This is a genomic window from Pseudomonas sp. LPH60, assembly GCF_030718165.1.
GTDB lineage: Bacteria > Pseudomonadota > Gammaproteobacteria > Pseudomonadales > Pseudomonadaceae > Aquipseudomonas > Aquipseudomonas danubii.
Window position 1 is genome coordinate 178,018 of sequence record NZ_JAVAJH010000006.1, and the last position, 16,154, is coordinate 194,171.

General features: G+C 62.3%; 13 protein-coding genes and 2 pseudogenes. 12 read left to right on the forward strand and 3 right to left on the reverse strand.

The window, feature by feature from the left end; genetic code table 11:
* Nucleotides 1–34: 34 nt before the first annotated feature.
* A complete protein-coding gene (locus Q8O96_RS22240) occupies nt 35–730 on the reverse strand; it encodes a pirin family protein (protein WP_102865163.1) in 696 nt (231 codons plus the stop codon).
* Nucleotides 731–1,004: 274 nt separating this feature from the next.
* On the opposite strand from Q8O96_RS22240, the gene Q8O96_RS22245 reads away from it, so the two are divergent.
* A complete protein-coding gene (locus Q8O96_RS22245; protein WP_305949407.1) occupies nt 1,005–3,464 on the forward strand; it encodes a UvrD-helicase domain-containing protein in 2,460 nt (819 codons plus the stop codon).
* 51 nt (nt 3,465–3,515) lie between these two features.
* Here Q8O96_RS22245 and Q8O96_RS22250 read toward each other — a convergent pair whose 3' ends face one another.
* Entirely contained in the window at nt 3,516–3,785 is a 270-nt protein-coding gene (locus tag Q8O96_RS22250; RefSeq protein WP_102865161.1) for a DUF1652 domain-containing protein, read from the reverse strand.
* Between the two features lie 278 nt (nt 3,786–4,063).
* Between Q8O96_RS22250 and Q8O96_RS22255 the strand changes: the two genes are divergently transcribed.
* The 4 genes from Q8O96_RS22255 to Q8O96_RS22270 are packed head-to-tail and all read left to right on the forward strand — an operon-like array spanning nt 4,064 to nt 7,878.
* The gene (locus Q8O96_RS22255) at nt 4,064–4,879 is read left to right on the forward strand and encodes an AraC family transcriptional regulator (protein ID WP_305949408.1); all 816 of its coding nucleotides are present in this window, start codon (nt 4,064–4,066) and stop codon (nt 4,877–4,879) included.
* Between the two features lie 51 nt (nt 4,880–4,930).
* Nucleotides 4,931–6,337: an FAD-binding oxidoreductase gene (locus Q8O96_RS22260; protein WP_305949409.1), complete on the forward strand. Its 1,407-nt coding sequence runs from the start codon at nt 4,931–4,933 to the stop codon at nt 6,335–6,337.
* A gap of 57 nt (nt 6,338–6,394) precedes the next feature.
* Nucleotides 6,395–6,736 carry a cupin domain-containing protein gene (locus Q8O96_RS22265; protein WP_305949410.1) on the forward strand — a complete coding sequence of 114 codons (342 nt, stop codon included), beginning with the start codon at nt 6,395–6,397 and terminating at the stop codon, nt 6,734–6,736.
* 47 nt (nt 6,737–6,783) lie between these two features.
* A complete protein-coding gene (locus Q8O96_RS22270) occupies nt 6,784–7,878 on the forward strand; it encodes a polyamine ABC transporter substrate-binding protein (protein ID WP_123390997.1) in 1,095 nt (364 codons plus the stop codon).
* A gap of 95 nt (nt 7,879–7,973) precedes the next feature.
* Here Q8O96_RS22270 and Q8O96_RS22275 read toward each other — a convergent pair.
* A pseudogene (locus Q8O96_RS22275) lies at nt 7,974–8,138 on the reverse strand (SDR family oxidoreductase); the annotation flags it as partial.
* A gap of 35 nt (nt 8,139–8,173) precedes the next feature.
* Between Q8O96_RS22275 and Q8O96_RS22280 the strand changes: the two are divergent.
* From Q8O96_RS22280 to Q8O96_RS22310, 7 genes and pseudogenes are all read left to right on the forward strand, one after another.
* Nucleotides 8,174–8,260, forward strand: a pseudogene (locus Q8O96_RS22280) (cupin); the annotation flags it as partial.
* Nucleotides 8,261–8,572: 312 nt separating this feature from the next.
* Entirely contained in the window at nt 8,573–10,189 is a 1,617-nt protein-coding gene (locus tag Q8O96_RS22285; RefSeq protein WP_305949411.1) for a tryptophan halogenase family protein, read from the forward strand.
* A complete protein-coding gene (locus tag Q8O96_RS22290; protein ID WP_102865154.1) occupies nt 10,189–11,274 on the forward strand; it encodes a monodechloroaminopyrrolnitrin synthase PrnB family protein in 1,086 nt (361 codons plus the stop codon). The genes Q8O96_RS22285 and Q8O96_RS22290 overlap by 1 nt, the downstream gene beginning before the upstream one ends.
* Nucleotides 11,275–11,315: 41 nt before the next feature.
* Entirely contained in the window at nt 11,316–13,019 is a 1,704-nt protein-coding gene (locus Q8O96_RS22295; RefSeq protein WP_305949412.1) for an NAD(P)/FAD-dependent oxidoreductase, read from the forward strand.
* Nucleotides 13,020–13,043: 24 nt separating this feature from the next.
* Nucleotides 13,044–14,135: a Rieske 2Fe-2S domain-containing protein gene (locus Q8O96_RS22300; protein ID WP_305949413.1), complete on the forward strand. Its 1,092-nt coding sequence runs from the start codon at nt 13,044–13,046 to the stop codon at nt 14,133–14,135.
* Nucleotides 14,136–14,247: 112 nt separating this feature from the next.
* A complete protein-coding gene (locus tag Q8O96_RS22305) occupies nt 14,248–15,483 on the forward strand; it encodes a cation:proton antiporter (protein WP_305949414.1) in 1,236 nt (411 codons plus the stop codon).
* A gap of 24 nt (nt 15,484–15,507) precedes the next feature.
* Entirely contained in the window at nt 15,508–16,068 is a 561-nt protein-coding gene (locus tag Q8O96_RS22310) for a flavin reductase family protein (RefSeq protein WP_110595603.1), read from the forward strand.
* The last annotated feature ends 86 nt before the right edge of the window (nt 16,069–16,154 follow it).

Below are 16,154 nucleotides of genomic sequence, written 5' to 3' on the forward strand. Positions count from 1 at the left end.
AGCATGGTCGCCCCTTTTTAGTTGCCGCTGCGTTTCAAGCCAGGTCTACCAGCACGATTTCGCTGTCTTGCACGGCGCTCACCCGCAGCACCCGCTCATCTTCGATTGCAACACCGTCTCGAGCTTCGGCACGCAAGCCGTTGATCTCGATCACCCCGGTCGCCGGTACCAGATAAGCCCGACGCCCTGCGTCCAGGTGATACTCGGCGGTTTCCCCGGCCTTCAGGTTGGCCGCCACCAGCCGCGCATCGGCGCGAATACGCAAGCTTTCCTCATCGCCTTCCTTGCCGCTGGCCAGGGTCACGAACCCTTCGCGCAACCCCTTGGGAAAAGGCTTGGCGCCCCAAGACGGCGCGGAGCCGGCCTGGTTGGGAATGATCCAGATCTGGAAGATCTTGGTCGGCGTGGCTTCCAGGTTGTATTCGCTGTGGGCGATCCCGGTCCCAGCACTCATCACCTGCACGTCACCGGCTTCGGTGCGTCCCTTGTTGCCCAGGTTGTCCTGGTGGCTGATGGCGCCTTCGCGAACGTAGGTGATGATTTCCATGTCCCGGTGCGGATGCTGGGGGAAGCCGGTGCCGGGAGCGATCACGTCATCGTTCCACACCCGCAGGTTGCCCCAGTGCATGCGCTTGGGGTCATGGTACTCGGCGAAGGAAAAGTGGTGATGGGCATCCAGCCAGCCGTGGTGAGCGCCACCCAGGGAGTTGAAAGGTCTGAGTTCAAGCATGATCGTCTCCTCAAAAGGGCTCGTAATGGCTCGTTGGACCCGGGCCAAAAAACGATAACCGTTGGTTGATGGCGTGCATCTTCTATCAGCTATTGATCGATAAAAAGCGCAAAAAATGCCGTAATCCAATCGTAAAATTAGATGATTTTTTTGTCGCAGAGCTGGTGTTAAACCTTCGGTTCATCGCTTAAGTTAATGACCCGCAAGCAATTCGCTGGATACCGTGAAAAAATCCGGCGACCATTACCGCTCAGTCTCATCCCCTGGAGTCCGCGTGTCGCAACACAGCCCCGATCTGCCACCTGATCTTTTGCCCCTGGCTCAGATGCCCCTGTTGAAGCGCTTGGCGGCGCGGTTTTTCGGCCATGGCCTGAATCGTCTGCGGGCTCAGCATCGCGCGTCCTGGCTGCACGGTCAGGCCGACGGCTTTCGCAGCGGGCACACGGCAGGAGTGGAATACGGCTACCAGGAAGGGCGGCTCGAAGGGCTGGAGGAAGGGCGTCAGGTGCTGCTGATTCGCGACAGTCGCAACACCGAGCACCGGCCGCCGGGGGTGGATGACCGGCTGTTCGACGACTGGCGTCTGCCGCTGAGCGCCGAGTTGAAAAAACGCTTCAAGGCCGATGTCGCTCGTTTGCTGGCGCCGCAGTCCCAGCCCAGCGCTGCCCAATGGAAGATGATTTTCAGCGACACGCCTGCCACTGCAGTGATTGCCGGGGCCGGGGCGGGCAAGTCGACTTCTTTGGTATTGCGCCTGCTTTTGCTCAATCACTACCTGGGATTCGAGCTGGACTCCATGACCGTAGTGACCTTCACCCGGGAGTCACGCAAGGATTTCATCAACAAGCTGGTGCAGGTCTTTGCCCTGTGGGGCCGGGCGCTCAGCCCCCGGGAAGCCCGGGATCTGGTGCGCACCTTCCATTCGCGGATCTTGCCCATGGTGCGCAGCCTGCCGGGGTTCGAACGCCTTCAGGCCTTCGAGAACCTCAGTGAGCGGGTGCAGGGTACCGAAGACGAAGTGGACAGCAACCCCTTCGACCTGCGTATCAACGACGCCCAGCGCAAGCACCTCAATGCCTGCTACCAGGCGCTGTATCGCAGCGACGAACGCTTCCGCCTGGCGCTCAAGCCCTTGTTGCGCCACGCCTTGCAGCTCAAGGAGCTGGAGCGCGATCACCCCGATGTACAGAAGCGCGTGGCGGTCACCGAGTTGGCAGCCAAGCGTGATGAGGAGCTCTGCGACACGCTGGAAGACCTGTGGTTTCGTGCCGGGGCCTGGCCGATCAAGGGCATCGAGCCTCAGCGCCAGAGCTTTGAAATCAACGGCTCGACCTTCCATTGCCATGGCTATGCCGCTGAGCTGGATGCCTGGGTGGTACTGGGCTTCGACCCGCGGGAGAACCCGCAGATCAGCCGACCCGGAGCCAAGCTGACGGTGCGGGCGGAGTGGGCGGTAAAGCGCACCCTGTTTCAAGCTTTCTGTCGTAAACCATTGATTTGGTTGGATAATTACGAATCATCCAAGCGAGCTTTGGGCGCCTTTTCTGCCGAGGTCAGTGCCGGCCCGGGCTTCGACTACAAGGTCAAGGGCGAGCTGGCTTCGGCACCGTTGCTGGATTGTTTTGTTGCTGCCGCCGGTTTTATCGAGAACCTGGGACTGGATGTGGGCGATGCGGTCGGCAACATGAGCTTTGCCCAGGATGATCCGGACCGGTTCTTCTTCGAGGCCTTGAGCCTGTTCTGGCGAGCCCTTGAAGACCACTTGCTGGATCAGTCGCCGCCGATCATGAGCTACAACCGGATGTTCGCCCTGTTCAGCGAGCGCTCCCCGGAAAACTTCAAGCTGCTCAGCGACAGTTGCCTGAGGCCGATGTCGCATCTGATGATCGACGAGTTTCAAGACGTTTCGCCGCAGATCGTTTCCTGGATCAAGGCCAGTCTCAGGGAGATTCGCAGCCGTGGCGCGGCCCTGCACGTGGGGCGTGGAGCCCAGCATTCTTCCTTGCTGTGCGTGGGCGATGACTGGCAATCGATCTACGGCTGGCGCGGCAGTTCGCCGAAGTACTTTATCGAGTTCAACAAGGAGTTTCCGTCCCCGGGCACCAATCGAGTCATGCTCAGCGAGAACTACCGCAGTCACCAGCATGTGATCGATGCGGCGGAGCATATTGTTCGCGCAGCCCCGGCGATTGCCGGGAAGAAGGCCAAGGCCAGTGGCGAGGCCAAGGACCTATGGCCGGTGCAGGTACTGGATCGTGACGATCAGGGCCTGGCCCAGCGCCTGGCAGAGCACTATCGGCAGGGTGATTCAATCTTGATGCTGTTTCGAAAAACTAGCGATAAGTTGTTGATTGAACAGCATATTTTACCAATAGTTAATGTTGATTCTAGCTTGCCGCCCGCGGCTCGTCGGCTCAAGCAACTCACCTATCACAGTGCCAAGGGCTTGCAGGCGGACGCGGTGTTCCTGCTGGGGGATTGCCAGCACCTGAGCAGCTCGCCCTACAAGAATCAGGTGTATCGCATGGCCGGCCTGGGCAAGGATGGCGACGCCGAACCCTACGACAGCGCACAAAAGGACGAGATCCTGCGCCTGGCTTATGTGGGGATCACTCGGGCGGCCAAGCACTGCTACTGGTACGTCGATCGCCAGGAGGCGGCGGCGGGCAATGCGCCCAAGGCTTCGGATCGGGTGCCCCGAGACAAGCCTTATTTCCGCGACCTGCGGCAGTGAAGACGAAAAAAGCCCGCCGGTCAGGCGGGCTTCGGTCGATGGGGTCTGGCGTCAGGCCTTGAGTGTCAGGGACGGAGCAAAGGCCTCCAGTTCATCTTCCACCGCCTCGATTATTCGTTCGACATCCGCGGCGCTCATCACCGTGGCACAGGGAATGCCGGCGATGGCGATCATGGTTTCGCCGCTGGCACGGTCGAAGAGCCGGGCGATCATGCTGCCTGGCGCATCCATGCTGGCCTCGAAGCCCAGGGGATGAAAATGCCAGCGCATCAGCTGGCAGGCGTTGGGAAAGGTGACTTTACTGGCCCAGACTCTGTTCATCGATGGCCCACCTTGATTCATTGAGCGCTTCCTTGTGCTCGCGGTAGGAACGATCGGGCCGTCAATGGCCCGATCAGTCAAGGGTTTAAAAATAGCACCGGCTTGTGACCGCTCGCAGTTTTTTTGCCCACCGTCCGGCGGTTCACTCGCAGATTTTTGATGCATGTCATGTATTCGCCCAAATGGGGCTGGAGAACCCGGGTCCTTGGCTGAAGGACGGTCATTGATGCCTCTGCCGAAGTTCGGCAAGCTGCGTTTTTTGGCTGTTCGAGATCCTTATGACTGCCCCTGACGACGGGCCTCTGCAAACCCAGGCCACCGGTGAAACCGTGATGCGTTATCACCTGTGCTGGAAGCACCGCGACCTCGATGGTGTGATGGCGCTTTACCATCCGCAAATCCAGTACAACGACTTTTTCCAGAATCGCACCCTGGGCCTGGCCGAACTGCGGGAATACGTGCGTGTGAGCATGCCCCGGGCCCCCGATGAGGCCCTGGAGCACTGTGATCGCATTCGCTTGGATGGCAACACGGCCTTTATCCAGTATCAGGTGACCCTGCGGGGTGGCCAGGGCCTGGTGTCGTTCCGCTCCAGTGAAGCGATTACCGTGCGCGACGGTCTGATCTGGCGGGTCAATGAATATGCGTCCCTGGTGCGTGAGTCGGTGCCGAACAGCTCTTCAGCCAGCCTGCGCCCGGCGGTCAGCCGCCTGGGGCTGTCGCCGCGCCAGTTGAGTTTCATGGCCGAGGACTTGCAGCAGTACTTCCACCGCCAGCAGCCTTACCTCGATCCGCAACTGGACCTGCAGCGGGTCGCCCGGGAGTGCGGCTACAGCCGCAATCAGATTTCCTACCTGCTCAATCAGGTGCTGGGCCAAAGCTTCTACCGCTATGTGAACCAGGCGCGCCTGCAGCATGTGCTGGCGGCCCTGGACAAGGCTGCGCCGCCGCTACGGGTCGACGAACTGGCCTTTGCGGCCGGGTTCAATTCCCTGTCGGCGTTCTACAGCTGTTTTCGCCAGCACACCGGGCAGTCGCCCAAGGCTTATGCCAAGCAAATTTCTTTGCGTGCACGCGCGCAAGACAGCCCCTGAAGACAGGGACTAGGATCGCCGCATTCGAAGTTCGGATTGCGGAGTGCTTGCATGCCAGCGTGGCGCAGTATCAGTTTGTGGATGGACCAGTTGGACGAGCCGCTGTTGCCGCGCCCGTCCCTTGAGCAAGACCTGGATCTGGACGTGGCGATCATCGGCGCCGGTTACACCGGGCTGTGGACGGCCTATTACCTCAAGCGCCAAGCGCCGCAGCTCAAGGTGGCGGTGATCGAGGCCCAGACCGCAGGTTTTGGTGCCTCAGGCCGCAATGGTGGCTGGCTGATGGGCAATCTGCTGGGAGAAGACCGCCTGCTGGCAGGGCTGGCGCCGGAGCAGCGTCGAGCCTCTTTCGACCTGCTGCATGGCATTCCCGATGAAGTGGCCAACGTCATCGAACGCGAAGGCATCGACTGCGATTACCGCAAAGGCGGGGTGCTGTATTGCGCGGCCCGCTATCCCGAGCAGGAAACCAGCCTGCGTCAGTACCTGGACAAGCTCTACGCCCAGGGCCTGAACCAGGACGATTACCGCTGGCTGAACCCCGAGCAACTGGCTCAGCAGTTGCGGGTGGCCAACGCCTATGGCGCTATCTATGCCCCCCATTGCGCCACCATCCAGCCGGCCAAGCTGGTGCGTGGGCTGGCGCGTGCGGTGGAGCGCCTGGGGGTAAAGATTTACGAGAACAGCCCGGTGACCCATTGGCAGGCCGGCAGCCTGCAGACCCGCCACGCCGCGGTGCGCAGCCGTTGGATAGTGCCGGCGGTGGAGGGGTACTCAGTGACCTTACCGCCCCTGGGTCGTTATCAGTTGCCGGTGCAAAGCCTGCTGGTGGCCACCGAGCCCCTGCCGGAATCGACCTGGGACGAAATCGGGCTGAGCCAGGGCCAGGCTTTCAGCGAAAGCAGTCGCCAGGTCACTTACGGTCAGCGCTCCATGGATAACCGCCTGGTGTTTGGTGCCCGGGGTGGATATCAGTTCGCCAGCAAGCTGCGCCACGATTTCGACCTGAGTCGGGACGAGGTCGAGCTGCGTCGCTACCTGTTCGGCGAGCTGTTCCCGCAATTGAAGAATGTGCGCATCACCCACTCCTGGGGCGGCAACCTGGGCATGTCCCGGCACTTCATGCCGCACATGCTGTGTGACCGGCGCAAGGGCATCGCCCTGTCCGGTGGCTACGGCGGCGAGGGCGTCGGCGCCAGCAATCTGGGTGGCCGGACCCTGGCCGACCTGATTCTCCAGCACGACAGTCCGCTGGTCCGCCAACCCTGGGTGTTGGCGCAAAGCAGCCTCGACGCCCTGCGGGTCTGGGAGCCTGAACCCTGCCGCTGGCTGGGCTACAACGCGATCATTCGCAGCTTTGTCCATGAAGACCAGACCCTGGCCAACCCGGCTTCGCCTGCGTGGCGACGGCGTCTGGCCAGCCGGGTCGCCGGGTTCATGGAAGGCTTCATGCACTGAGTCGGGTTTCTTGCACCGAACGATGTCCGTTCGGGTTTTTCAACCAAAGGTAGAGCCATGAGCATCACGCAATTCAAGCACACCGCCACGGTTACCCTGGACGAGTCGGCGCCGGTCGCCGTGCCCCTGGGGACGCCCGTGGCCGTGACATCGGTGACTGCCGTCGAACGCAACGACGGGGTCGAAACCGGGATCTGGGAATGTACTCCGGGGCGCTGGCGGCGGCAGATCGTCGCCCAGGAGTTCTGTCATTTCATCCAGGGCCGCTGCACCTTCACGCCCGACCATGGCGAGCCCCTGCACATAGAAGCCGGCGATGCACTGATGTTGCCGGCCAACAGCACCGGCATCTGGGATATCCGGGAAACGGTGCGCAAGACCTACGTCTTGATTTTCTGATCCCTTGATTGCCTGCCAATAACAAAACCAGCCACAGGTATCGACTCATGATCCGCAAGACTTGCACTTTGCTGTTACTCAGCCCCTTGTTCCTGGGCGCTTCTCTGGCCCAGGCCGCCGACACGGTCAAGATCTACAACTGGTCGGACTACATTGCCCCGGACACCACCAAGCAGTTCCAGAAGGAAACCGGGACAGGTTTCACCTATGACGTCTACGACAGCAACGAGACCCTGGACGGCAAGCTGATGACCGGTAAATCCGGTTACGACGTGGTGTTCCCCTCCAACCATTTCATGGCGCGGCAGATCCAGGGCGGGGCGTTGAAGAAGCTCGACAAGAGCCAGTTGCCCAACTGGAAGAACCTCAACCCGGCGTTGCTCAAAGCGCTGGAGGTCAATGACCCGGGCAACCAGCACGGTTTTCCGTATCTGTGGGGCAGCACCGGGATTGGCTACAACGTGGCCAAGATCAAGGAAGTGCTGGGGGATGACGCACCGCTGGACTCCTGGGACCTGATCTTCAAGCCCGAGTACATGCAGAAGCTGCAGAAGTGCGGCGTGGCGATTCTCGACAACGGCCCCGAACTGATTCCCACAGCCTTGAATTACCTGGGGCTGCCACACCACAGCAAGAACCCGGCGGACTACAAGAAAGCCGAGGCGCTGCTGATGAAGGTTCGGCCTTATGTCAGCTACTTCCATTCGTCGAAGTACACCAGCGACCTGGCCAACGGCAATATCTGCGTGGCGGTGGGGTTCTCCGGGGACATCCTGCAAGCGGAGAGCCGGGCCAGGGAAGCGAAGAACGGGGTGGAGATCGGCTATTCGATTCCCAAGGAAGGCTCGCCGATCTGGTTCGACATGGTGGCCATGCCGGTGGACGCACCGGATGAGAAGGCCGGGTATGCCTTCATGAACTACCTGCTGCGCCCGGACGTAATGGCCAACATCAGCAACTACGTGCATTACGCCAATGGCAACCAGCAAGCCGATGCTCTGGTCGACCCAGCGATCAAGAACGACACCAAGGTTTACCCGAGCCCGGCCATGATGGACAAGTTGTTTGCGCTGGAAGCCATGCCGCTGGACATCGACCGTATCCGCACCCGCTTGTGGAACAAGATCCGCAGCGGCAACTGATCCCCATCACCCCAGACGGTGTAGGAGCCGGCTGCCGGCGAAGAGGCCTCAGACAAGCACCGCCCTTGAGGACGCCTTCGCTGGCAAGCCAGCGCCTACAACTGGCTGTTTTCCGGGAGCAGGGCACCGCCGTCCACTATCAGGGTCTGGCCGGTGATGTAGCCGGCCTGTGGCGAGGCCAGGAACAACATGGCGTAGGCGATGTCCTCAGGCGTTCCCAGGCGCCCGAGGGGAATGCCCCTGGACAGGGTCGCGGCGTCATCAGGTCATGGCGGGCGGCGCCGATCGCCGTACCCTGGGAATACCCGTGGCCGTGACATCGATGACCGCCGTCGAACGCAGCGACGGGGTCGAAACCGGGATCTGGGAATGCGCCCCCGGGGTGCTCGCGACGCCTTTGATCGGCTCGCCTCTTGCAAAATCGGCGGTGGATGAAGTCAGCCCAAAATACACCGCTACGTCAGACCACCCTTGGCGGCGGGCTGATTAGGCGCAAAGGACCTCCGCAACACCTTCCTCTATAGCCAACGCCTTTGCATTTTAGAAATGCTAATTCGGAAACAGAATTTGCATCGCTTTTGCGGCCGGCTAGAGTCAACCCGAACAAGCACATTGATGTGGCTCTTGCACGGATGCACGGAGACTGGCGGCCTCTACCTCATGGCCGGCAGTTCGCCTTGAAACAAGGAGTGTTATGAACAAGCCGATCAAGAATATCGTCATCGTGGGCGGCGGTACTGCGGGCTGGATGGCCGCCTCGTACCTCGTCCGGGCGCTCCAACAGCAGGTAAACATCACGCTCATCGAGTCTGCGGCGATCCCCCGGATCGGCGTGGGCGAGGCGACCATCCCGAGTTTGCAGAAGGTGTTCTTCGACTTCCTCGGGATACCGGAGCGGGAGTGGATGCCCCAAGTGAACGGCGCGTTCAAGGCCGCGATCAAGTTCGTGAATTGGAGAAAGCCTCCCGACCACTCGCGCGACGATTACTTCTACCATTTGTTCGGCAGCGTGCCGAACTGCGACGGCGTACCGCTTACCCACTACTGGCTGCGCAAGCGCGAACAGGGCTTCCAGCAGCCGATGGAGTACGCGTGCTATCCGCAGCCCGGGGCGCTTGACGGCAAGCTGGCACCGTGCCTGCTCGACGGCACCCGCCAGATGTCCCACGCGTGGCACTTCGACGCGCACCTGGTGGCCGACTTCTTGAAGCGCTGGGCCGTCGAACGCGGTGTGAACCGTGTGGTCGACGAAGTCGTGGAGGTTCGCCTGAACGACCGCGGCTACATCTCCACCCTGTTAACCAAGGAAGGTCGGACGCTGGAGGGAGACCTGTTCATCGACTGCTCCGGCATGCGGGGGCTCCTGATCAATCAGGCCCTGAAGGAGCCCTTCATCGACATGTCCGACTATCTGCTGTGCGACAGCGCGGTCGCCAGCGCCGTGCCCAATGACGACGTGCGCGAGGGGGTCGAGCCGTACACCTCCGCGATCGCCATGAACTCGGGGTGGACCTGGAAGATTCCGATGCTGGGCCGGTTCGGCAGCGGCTACGTCTTCTCGAGCAAGTTCACCTCGCGCGACCAGGCCACCGCCGACTTCCTCAACCTCTGGGGCCTCTCGGACAATCAGTCGCTCAACCAGATCAAGTTTCGAGTCGGGCGCAACAAGCGGGCGTGGGTCAACAACTGCGTCTCGATCGGGTTGTCGTCGTGTTTTCTGGAGCCCCTGGAATCGACGGGAATCTACTTCATCTACGCCGCGCTTTACCAACTCGTGAAGCACTTCCCCGACACCTCGTTCGACCCGCGGTTGAGCGACGCATTCAACGCCGAGATCGTCTACATGTTCGACGACTGTCGAGACTTCGTCCAGGCGCACTATTTCACCACGTCGCGCGAAGACACGCCGTTCTGGCTCGCGAATCGGCATGAGCTGCGGCTCTCGGATGCCATCAAAGAGAAGGTTCAGCGCTACAAGGCGGGACTGCCGCTGACCACCACGTCGTTCGACGATTCCACGTACTACGAGACCTTCGACTACGAATTCAAGAACTTCTGGTTGAACGGCAACTACTACTGCATCTTTGCCGGCTTAGGCATGCTGCCCGACCGGTCGCTGCCGCTCTTGCAGCACCGACCGGAGTCGATCGAGAAGGCCGAGGCGATGTTCGCCAGCATCCGGCGCGAGGCCGAGCGCCTGCGCACGAGCCTGCCGACGAACTACGACTACCTGCGGTCGCTGCGTAACGGCGATGCGGGGCAGTCGCGCAACCAGCGCGGGCCGACACTCGCGGCGAAGGAAGGCCTGTAGTGGAACGCACCTTGAACCGGGTATCCGCATTCGCGGCCACGCACGCCGCCGTGGCGGCCTGCGATCCGCTACAGGCGCGCTCGCTGGTTCTGCAGCTGCCGGGCCTGAATCGTAACAAGGACGTGCCGGGCATCGTCGGCCTGCTGCGCGAGTTCCTCCCGGTACGCGGCGTGCCCTCCGGCTGGGGCTTCGTCGAAGCCGCCGCCGCGATGCGGGACATCGGTTTCTTCCTGGGGTCGCTCAAGCGGCACGGACATGAGCCTACCGACGTGGTGCCCGGGCTTGAGCTGGTGCTGCTCGACTTGGCACGCGCGACCGACCTGCCGCCGCGCGAGACGCTCCTGCATGTGACGGTCTGGAACCCCGCGGCGGCCGATGCGCAGCGGAGCTACACAGGGCTCCGCGACGAAGCGCACCTGCTCGATAGCGTGCGCATCTCGATGGCGGCCCTCGAGGCGGCCATCGCGGTGACCGTCGAGTTGTCCGATGTGCCCCTGCAGTCGCCCGCGTTCGCGCAAGGGTGCGACGAGCTAGCAGCCTATCTGGAGAAAATGGTCGAATCGATCGTCTACGCGTACCGCTTCATCTCGCCGCAGGTCTTCTACGATGAGCTGCGCCCCTTCTACGAACCGATTCGAGTCGGGGGCCAGAGTTACCTGGGCCCTGGAGCCGTAGAAATGCCCCTCTTCGTGCTGGAACACGTCCTGTGGGGCTCGCAATCGGAAGACCAAGCTTATCGAGAATTCAAAGAGACGTACCTGCCCTACGTGCTTCCCGCGTACAGGGCGGTCTACGCTCGGTTCGCTGGGGGGCCGGCGCTCATTGATCGCGTGCTCGCCGAGGCGCGAGCGGTCGATGCACGAGGCGAGTCCGTCCGGGCTGGGCTGACAGCCCTCGAACGGGTCTTCAAGGTCCTGCTGCGCTTCCGGGCGCCTCACCTTAAATTGGCGGAGCGGGCGTACGAAGTCGGGCGCAGCGGCCCCGCAACGGGCAGCGGGGGGTACGCGCCCAGCATGCTCGGCGATCTACTCACGCTCACGTGTGCCGCGCGGTCCCGCATCCGCGCCGCGCTCGACGAATCCTGACGCGCACGGCCAGGTCCTATCTGACAAGGAGAGTTTGCCCCATGACTCAGCAGAGCCCCGCGAACGGGCGCGATAGCAACCATTTCGACGTGATCATCCTCGGCTCCGGCATGTCCGGAACCCAGATGGGAGCCATCCTGGCCAAACAACAGTTTCGCGTGCTGATCATCGAGGAGTCGTCGCACCCGCGGTTTACGATCGGCGAATCGTCGATCCCCGAGACGTCGCTCATGAACCGCATCATTGCTGATCGCTACGGCATTCCGGAGCTGGGCCACATCACGTCGTTCTACTCGACGCAACGTTACGTCTCGTCGAGCACGGGCATCAAGCGCAACTTCGGTTTCGTGTTCCACAAGCCCGGCCAGGAGCACGACCCGAAGGAGTTTACGCAGTGCGTCATTCCCGAGCTGCCGTGGGGGCCGGAGAGCCATTATTACCGGCAAGACGTCGACGCCTACCTGTTGCAAGCCGCCATTAAGTACGGCTGCAAGGTTCGCCAGAAGACCAGCGTGACCGAATACCACGCCGATAAAGACGGCGTCGCGGTGACCACCGCCGAGGGCGAACGGTTCACCGGCCGGTACATGATCGACTGCGGAGGCCCGCGCGCGCCGCTCGCGACCAAGTTCAAGCTCCGCGAAGAACCGTGTCGCTTCAAGACGCACTCGCGCAGCCTCTACACGCACATGCTCGGGGTCAAGCCGTTCGACGACATCTTCAAGGTCAAGGGGCAGCGCTGGCGCTGGCACGAGGGGACCTTGCACCACATGTTCACAGGCGGCTGGCTCTGGGTGATTCCGTTCAACAACCACCCGCGGTCGACCAACAACCTGGTGAGCGTCGGCCTGCAGCTCGATCCGCGTGTCTACCCGAAAACGGACATCAGCGCGCAGCAAGAATTCGATGAGTTCCTCGCGCGGTTCCCGAGTATCGGAGCTCAGTTCCGGGACGCCGTGCCGGTGCGCGATTGGGTCAAGACCGACCGCCTGCAGTTCTCGTCGAGCGCCTGCGTCGGCGACCGCTACTGCCTGATGCTGCACGCGAACGGGTTCATCGACCCGCTCTTCTCCCGGGGGCTCGAGAACACCGCGGTGACCATCCACGCGCTTGCGGCGCGTCTCATCAAGGCGCTACGCGACGACGACTTCTCCCCCGAGCGCTTCGAGTACATCGAGCGCCTGCAGCAAAAGCTTTTGGACCACAACGACGACTTCGTCAGCTGCTGCTACACGGCGTTCTCGGACTTTCGCCTATGGGACGCGTTCCACAGGCTGTGGGCGGTCGGCACAATCCTCGGGCAGTTCCGGCTCGTGCAAGCCCACGCGAGGTTCCGCGCGTCGCGCGACGAGGGCGACCTCGATCACCTCGACAACGACCCCCCGTACCTCGGGTACCTGTGCGCTGACATGGAGCAGTACTACCAGTTGTTCAACGACGCCAAGGCCGAGGTCGAGGCCGTTAGCGCCGGGCGCAAGTCGGCCGAGGAGGCCGCGGTGCGGATTCACGCCCTCATCGACGAACGCGACTTCGCCAAGCCGATGTTCGGCTTCGGGTACTGCATCACTGGGGACAAGCCGCAGCTCAACAACTCGAAGTACAGCCTGCTGCCGGCGATGAAGCTGATGTACTGGACGCAGACCCGTGCGCCGGCAGAGGTGAAAAAGTACTTCGACTACAACCCGATGTTCGCGCTGCTCAAGGCGTACGTCACAACCCGCATCGGCTTGGTTCTGAAGAAGTAGTCGGCCGAGGACGACACAAAAGCGATGAACAACATTCAACTGGATCAAGCGAGCGTCAAGAAGCATTCCCCGGGGGCGTACGACGCGACCACGCGCGTGGCCGCGAGCTGGTACGTCGCAATGCGCTCGCACGACCTCAAGGGCAAGCCGAAGGAGTTGACGCTCTTCGGCCGTCCGTGCGTGGCGTGGCGCGGAGCGACGGGGCGGGCAGTGGTGATGGACCGCCACTGTTCGCACCTGGGCGCGAACCTGGCTGACGGGCGGGTCAAGGACGGATGCATCCAATGCCCGTTTCACCACTGGCGGTACGACGAGCAGGGCAAGTGCGTTCACATCCCCGGCCATAGCCAGGCGGTGTGCCGGCTGGAGCCCGTGCCGCGCGGGGCGCGCCAGCCGACGTTGGTCACCACCGAGCGATACGGCTACGTGTGGGTCTGGTACGGCTCCCCGCAGCCGCTGCACCCGCTGCCCGAAATCGCCGCGGCCGACGTCGACAACGGCGACTTTATGCACCTGCACTTCGCGTTCGAGACGACGACGGCGGTCTTGCGGATCGTCGAGAACTTCTACGATGCGCAGCACGCGAGCCCCGTGCACGCGCTCCCGATCTCGGCCTTCGAGCTCAAGCTTTTCGACGACTGGCGCCGGTGGCCGGAGGTTGAGTCGCTGGCCCGGGCGGGCGCGTGGTTCGGTGCCGGGATCGACTTCACCGTGAACCGCTACTTCGGCCCCCTCGGCATGCTGTCGCGCGCGCTCGGCCTGAACATGTCGCAGATGAACCTGCACTTCGATGGCTACCCTGGCGGGTGCGTCATGACCGTTGCCCTGGACGGAGACGTCAAATACAAGCTGCTCCAGTGTGTGACGCCGGTGAGCGACGGCAAGAACGTCATGCACATGCTCATCTCGATCAAGAAGGTGAGCGGCGCCCTGCGCCGTGCGACCGACTTCGTGCTGTTTGGGCTGCAGACCAGACAGGCCGCGGGGTACGACGTCAAAATCTGGAACGGGATGAAGCCGGACGGCGGCGGTGCGTACAGCAAGTACGACAAGCTCGTGCTCAAGTACCGTGCGTTCTACCGGGGCTGGGTCGACCGCGTCGCGGGTGAGCGGTGATGCATGAGGCCGAGCTGGTATCGGCCGCGTCGCTCCGCCAGGCGCTCGCGAACCTGGCGAGCTGCGTCGCGACCACCCGCTTCGCGTCGGCGTCACTCTTTCCGAGGTACTCATGACCGTCTGGCTGTTGCAACTCGTGCTGGTGATCGCGCTCTGCAATGTCTGCGGCCGCATTGCCGAACGCCTCGGCCAGTGCGCGGTCGTCGGCGAGATCGCGGCCGGCCTGCTGTTGGGACCTTCGCTGTTCGGCGTGATCGCACCGAGTTTCTACGACCTGTTGTTCGGCCCACGTACGCTGTCAGCCATGGCGCAAGTCGGCGAAGTCGGCCTGATACTGCTGATGTTTCAGATCGGTCTGCATATGGAGTTGAGGGAGACGCTGCGCGGCAGGCGCTGGCGCATACCTGTCGCGATCGCGGCGTGCGGGCTCATCGCGCCGGCCGCGATCGGCATGATCGTCGCCAGCGTCTCGAAAGATACGCTTGCCAGCGACGTGCCGGCGCTGCCCTACATACTCTTCTGCGGTGTTGCGCTTGCGGTATCAGCGGTACCGGTGATGGCGCGCATCATCGACGACCTGGCGCTCAGCGCCATGGTGGGCGCGCGGCACGCAATGTCTGCCGCGATGCTGACGGATGCGCTCGGATGGATGCTGCTTGCAACGATTGCCTCGCTCTCGAGCGGCCCTGGCTGGGCATTTGCGCGCATGCTCGTCAGCCTGCTCGTGTATCTGGTGCTGTGCGCGCTCCTGGTGCGCTTCGTGGTTCGACCGGCGCTTGCGCGGCTCGCATTGACTGCGCATGCGGCGCGCGACCGCTTGGCCGTTTTGCTTTGCTTCGTAATAGCGTCGGCACTCGCGACGTCGCTGATCGGATTCCATAGCGCATTTGGCGCACTTGCGGCGGCGCTGTTCGTGCGGCGCATGCCCGGCGTCGCGAAGGAGTGGCGCGACAACGTCGAAGGCTTCGTCAAGCTTGTGCTGATGCCGGTGTTTTTCGCCTATGCGGGGCTGCATGCCTCGGTCGGCACGATCGATGACGCGGCATCCTGGATGTGGTTCGGTGTATTCCTCGCGGGCGGATTCATCGGCAAGTTCGGCGGCAGCTATCTGGGCGCGCGTGCCACCGGGCTTGTGCCACACGATGCGATGCTGGTGAGCTCGTTGATGAATACGCGCGGCTTGATGGAGCTAATCGTCCTGTCGATCGGTCTGCAGATGCAGATCCTTCCACCAAAGGTCTACACGATCCTCGTGGTGTTCGCGCTGGTGACGACAGCGCTTACCGCACCGCTGGTTCGATTCACGCTGCGCGTGCAATCGCGCGCAATGAGCCAACAGGCCATCTGAGCCAGCTTGAGGGGAGAGATCACCATGAATGCTGCCACCGAAACCAAGGCTCAGGATTTGCTCGATGCCGAGGGCTGCGATGTTCGCGATGTCCGCGAGCTGCGCAACTTGCTGGGGCAGTTTGCTACCGGTGTGACCGTGATCACCACGCGCACCGCTGAGGGCCGCAACGTCGGTGTGACAGCCAACTCGTTCTCCTCACTCTCGCTATCGCCGGCGCTGGTGCTCTGGAGCCTGGCACGCACCGCACCGAGCCTGAAGTTTTTTTGCTCGGCGAGTCACTTCGCCATCAATGTGCTGGGCGCGCACCAGCACCACTTGTCGGAGCAGTTCGCACGGGCAGCCGCTGACAAGTTCGCCGGTGTAGCTCATTCCTATGGCAAGGCGGGATCCCCGGTGCTGGACGATGTGGTGGCAGTGCTGGTGTGCCGTAACGTCACCCAGTACGAGGGCGGTGATCACCTGATCTTCATTGGCGAGATCGAACAATACCGATACAGCGGCGCAGAACCGCTGGTCTTCCATGCAGGCCAGTACCGGGGTTTAGGGAGCAATGAAACAGAAAGTGCACTCAAGCTCGAATAGCCCGGTTTGTGTGATCCTTTGGCGGTGGGTGGCACTGATCTGCGTCCGGATTGCGTAGTGCCACAGTTCATCTTGGGCAACTTCCC